This window comes from Nocardioides malaquae (assembly GCF_015070385.1).
In the GTDB taxonomy this organism is placed as follows: Bacteria; Actinomycetota; Actinomycetes; order Propionibacteriales; family Nocardioidaceae; genus Nocardioides; species Nocardioides malaquae.
Map to the genome: position 1 here is coordinate 1 of NZ_JADCSA010000721.1, position 256 is coordinate 256.

General features: G+C 31.6%; 1 pseudogene. It reads left to right on the top strand.

The window, feature by feature from the left end:
• Window positions 1–18: 18 nt before the first annotated feature.
• A pseudogene (gene ykgH / locus IEQ44_RS16180) lies at window positions 19–256 on the top strand (protein YkgH); the annotation flags it as partial.

Genomic DNA, 256 nt, shown 5'->3' on the forward strand with positions numbered 1-256 from the left:
TTATTCTCTGGATATATTATGCGTGAACAAATCAAACAGGATATCGATCTGATTGAGATTTTATTTTATCTGAAGAAAAAGATTCGTGTTATCCTTTTTATTATGGCTATATGTATGGCTATGGTGCTGTTGTTTCTGTATATCAATAAAGACAATATAAAAGTGATTTACAGCCTAAAAATAAACCAGACAACGCCAGGTATACTTGTTAGCTGTGATAGCAATAATAATTTTGCCTGTCAGACTACAATGACTG